A 3,634-nucleotide genomic window follows, 5' to 3' on the forward strand; every position below is an offset into this window, starting at 1 on the left:
GCCGAGGTGCGCACCGCGGCGCCCGGCGCACCGGCGGCGCCCGCGCCCACCCCGCGGGAACGCGGCACCACGCCCAAGAATCAGCAGCAGTCCGCCCCGGACGAGACGGCCCCCGACCTGAGTTCGCTCGGCGGTCCGATCCTCACCGTGATGAACATGCTGATGCCGCTGGCCAGGGCACTGGGCATGGACAACACCGCGATCACCAACCAGTTGATCAACCTCGCCTACACGCTGGTCGGCCTGGTCTTCGGCCCGACGAAGTAACCGCACCCGCGCGGCCGCCGACCCGCCCCCGGGTCGGCGGCCGCGGCCGTTGCGGCACAATCGGCACGGTGATTCCTGTGGTGATCGTTGCGGGGTTTCTCGGGTCGGGCAAGACGACCCTGCTCAACTCGCTGTTGCGCAACAACCGGGGCACCCGGATCGGGGTGGTGGTCAACGACTTCGGCGCGGTGAACATCGACGCGATGCTGGTGGCGGGCCAGGTCGACGCGATGGTGTCGCTGGGCAACGGCTGCGTGTGCTGCGCGGTGGACGTCTCCGAACTCGACGACCTGTTCGCGACGCTGGCGCAGCCGCGCAGCGCCGTCGACGTCATCGTGGTGGAGGCCAGTGGGCTGGCCGAGCCACGCAATCTGATCCGCATGGTGGTGGCCAACCCGAACCCGCGGATCGGATACGGCGGGCTGGTCGAGGTGGTCGACGCCGAGCTGTTCGGCGCGACGAGCGCCCAGCACCCGGAACTGGTCTCGCACCTGCGCCTGGCTGATCTCGTGCTGGTGAACAAGGCCGACCGGGTCTCGGCCGAGGCGCTGGCCGAGCTGCGCGCGCAGGTGTCGGAGTGGGTCGGCCAAGTGCCGGTCTACGCGACGACCTACGGCCGCGTCGATCCCGGTCTGCTGTTCGACGACCGGGTGCTCGCGGAACCGAAGGTGGCCCAGCAGCTCAGTTTCGACTCGTTGCTCGACGACCACGACCATGATCACGACGACCCGGCCCACCGGCACCTGCACGACGAATACGTGTCGGTGTCGTTCACCAGCAAGCGGGAGCTGGACCCGCGCGCCCTGATCGCCTTCCTGGAAGATCCGCCGCCGGGCCTGTTCCGGGCCAAGGGCTGTGTGGCCTTCGCGGTGGCGGGAGAGCGGCGCAAGTTCGAGATGCACCTGGTCGGCAGGCATGTGGTGTTCACCCCCGGCTCGTGGGGGCGCGGCGAGGAACGCGTGTCGAACCTGGTGCTCATCGGCACCGGACTCGACGAGGACGCGGCACTGGAACGCTTGCGCGGCACCGTCTTCGAGGGCGAGGAGCTGATGGACGACCAGGCGATGCTCGGCGTCTGGCGCTACACCCCGCGGTGACGCTCAGCCGCAGGCATTGACCCATTCGGACAGGCCGTCGGCGAACAGCTGCCGCTTCCAGATCGGCACCTCGTGCTTGATCCGGTCGACGAGTTCGGCGCAGACGGTGAACGCCTCGGCCCGATGCGGCGCCGCGACCGCCACCACGATCGCCAGGTCACCGATGGTGAGCGAGCCGATGCGATGGCTCGCCGCCACCGGAAGTCCGTGCGCGGCGGCGACTTCGGCGCAGATCTCGGTCAGGAACCGCTCGGCCTGGGGGTGCGCGGAGTATTCGAGCGCCGTCACCGCCTGGCCGCCGTCGTGATTGCGCACCTTGCCGGTGAACACCACGACGGCACCGAACTCCGGTCCGTCGACAGCCTTTTCGACGGCGATCGGATCCAGCGCCTGGTCGCTGATCGCGGTCAGGCGCACCGCGCCGTGGTCATTCATGGTCGCCGCCTCCGGCTACTTGCGCGAGCAGATGATTCAACAGGGGTTCCAGGACCGCGATCCCGTCCTTCACCCCGCCGGGCGAACCCGGCAGGTTGACCACGACGGTGCGGCCTGCCAGCCCGGCCACGCCCCGGCTGAGCGCCGCGAGCGGGAACTTCGCCGTGCCGCGCTGCCGGATGGCATCGGCGACGCCGGGCAGTTCGCGATCGAGGACGGCCCGGGTGGCCTCGGGGGTGGCATCGGTGGGGGAGGCGCCGGTGCCACCGGTGGTGACGATCAGCGACGGCGCGTCCGTGAGGGCATCGGCCAACCCGGCCGCGATCTCGGCGTCGGCGTACACGAGCGGGCCGCGCACCGAGAATCCCTGGGTGCCGAGCCATTCGGCGAGCACCGGGCCGGTGGTGTCGACGCGGGTTCCCGCCGCGGCCCCGGTGGACGCGACCACGACCACCGCCGTGCGCGAATCACGCGCGGCGGTCGCGTGTTCGGTAGTGGTGTCGACCGGAGCGGTTGTCGCCGAACCGGATTCGGCGGGTGCGGTGTCCGAGCCGTTGCCGGTCGGGCTCGTCGGCGCGCTGCTGGATCGCGCCTCCGGACGCACCCAATGCCCGTGCTTGCCACCTTCTTTGGTGACCAGCCGCACCCCGTTCATCACTGCCGCGGGGTCCACCGCCTTCACCATGTCGTGCAGCGTGAGACCCGCGACGGCCACGGCCGTGAGCGCCTCCATCTCGACCCCGGTCGGCCCGGTGGTCTTGGCGGTGGCCTCGACGGTGATGGTCGTCTCGGTGAACCCGAACTCCACCTTGACCGACGACAGTGCCAGCTGATGACACAGCGGAATCAGCTCGGAAGTCTTCTTGGCACCGGCGATTCCGGCCAGCCGCGCGGTCGACAGCACATCGGCCTTGGGCATCCCCTCGGCCCGCACCAGCGCGACCACCTCGGCGGTGGTCTGCAATTCGCCTGCGGCGACAGCGATCCGGGTGGTGTCGGCCTTACCGCTGACATCGACCATGCGCGCGCGACCCTCGCGGTCGACGTGGGACAACTCGCTCATAGCGACAAGATTCGCACAGGGACACCCGCGGGCAGCGAGGTGACCTCGGCGGGCACATCGACGAGCACATCGGCCCAGGCCATGCCCGCGATGAGATGGGAACCGGGGCCCGAGACCACCTCGACGCCGTCGTCGGTCACCAAGCCGCGCAGATACTGGCGTCTGCCCGCGGGGGAGCGCACGGGTGTCAGCAGGGTGACCTCGGCGGTGGCCGGCGCGGGCAGGCCACCCAGCGCGCGCACCACGTCGCGGGCGAACACCGAGTAGGACACGGTGGTGCTCACCGGGTTGCCCGGAAAACTCAGCACCGGCACACCGTCGACGACCGTGTACCCCTGCGGTCCGCCGGGCTGCACCGCGACCGAACCGAAGGTGCCGCCCAGGGGCTGCAGCACGTCCTTGACCACCTCGAAATCGCCCTTCGACACCCCGCCGGAGGTGAAGACCAGATCGGCGGCGGCCACGGCTGCGCGCAGCACGGCGGTGAACTCCGCCGGATCGTCGGTGCTGTGCGCGACCTCGACGACCTCGACACCGTCGGCGCGCAGGGCCGCGGCCAGCGCGATCCCGTTGGAGTTGTAGATCTGGCCCGGCGCCAGCTCGGTCCCGGCGGGCTGGAGTTCGTCACCGGTGGTGATGCAGACCGCGCGCAGACGGCTCAGCACCGGCACGGTCGGCAGGCCGACGGCGGCCAGCGCCGCGATGTGCCGGGGCGCGAGCACGGTGCCCGCCCGGGCGACCAGCTCGCCGGCGCGCACATCGGTGCCGGCCT

Annotated in this window: 4 protein-coding genes and 1 pseudogene; 2 read left to right on the forward strand and 3 right to left on the reverse strand. The window is 70.8% G+C overall.

Annotated features, from left to right (window positions below; translation table 11 throughout):
• Nucleotides 1-267: pseudogene (locus V8688_RS31625) on the forward strand (hypothetical protein); the annotation flags it as partial.
• 77 nt (nt 268-344) lie between these two features.
• On the forward strand, nt 345-1,364 hold the full coding sequence (locus V8688_RS31630; RefSeq protein WP_218716717.1) for a CobW family GTP-binding protein: 1,020 nt from the start codon (nt 345-347) through the stop codon (nt 1,362-1,364).
• A 3-nt stretch (nt 1,365-1,367) separates the two neighbouring features.
• Here V8688_RS31630 and V8688_RS31635 read toward each other — a convergent pair whose 3' ends face one another.
• The 3 genes from V8688_RS31635 to V8688_RS31645 form a co-directional block, all read right to left on the reverse strand.
• Nucleotides 1,368-1,799, reverse strand: a complete 432-nt coding sequence (locus V8688_RS31635; RefSeq protein ID WP_218716716.1) for a molybdenum cofactor biosynthesis protein MoaE — start codon at nt 1,797-1,799, stop codon at nt 1,368-1,370.
• On the reverse strand, nt 1,792-2,862 hold the full coding sequence (gene moaCB, locus V8688_RS31640; RefSeq protein WP_342802346.1) for a bifunctional molybdenum cofactor biosynthesis protein MoaC/MoaB: 1,071 nt from the start codon (nt 2,860-2,862) through the stop codon (nt 1,792-1,794). The genes V8688_RS31635 and moaCB overlap by 8 nt, the downstream gene beginning before the upstream one ends.
• The coding region (locus tag V8688_RS31645) for a molybdopterin molybdotransferase MoeA (protein ID WP_342802347.1) at nt 2,859-3,634 on the reverse strand (776 nt) is incomplete at its 5' end. The genes moaCB and V8688_RS31645, both read right to left, overlap by 4 nt.

The sequence above is a fragment of the Nocardia sp. No.11 genome, from assembly GCF_038752175.1.
Lineage (GTDB): Bacteria > Actinomycetota > Actinomycetes > Mycobacteriales > Mycobacteriaceae > Nocardia > Nocardia canadensis.

Excerpts from the sequence above, each read along its gene's own strand:
- moaCB (WP_342802346.1), bottom strand. The coding sequence starts at position 2,862 with ATGAGCGAGTTGTCCCACGTCGACCGCGAGGGTCGCGCGCGCATGGTC.
- V8688_RS31635 (WP_218716716.1), bottom strand. The coding sequence starts at position 1,799 with ATGAATGACCACGGCGCGGTGCGCCTGACCGCGATCAGCGACCAGGCG.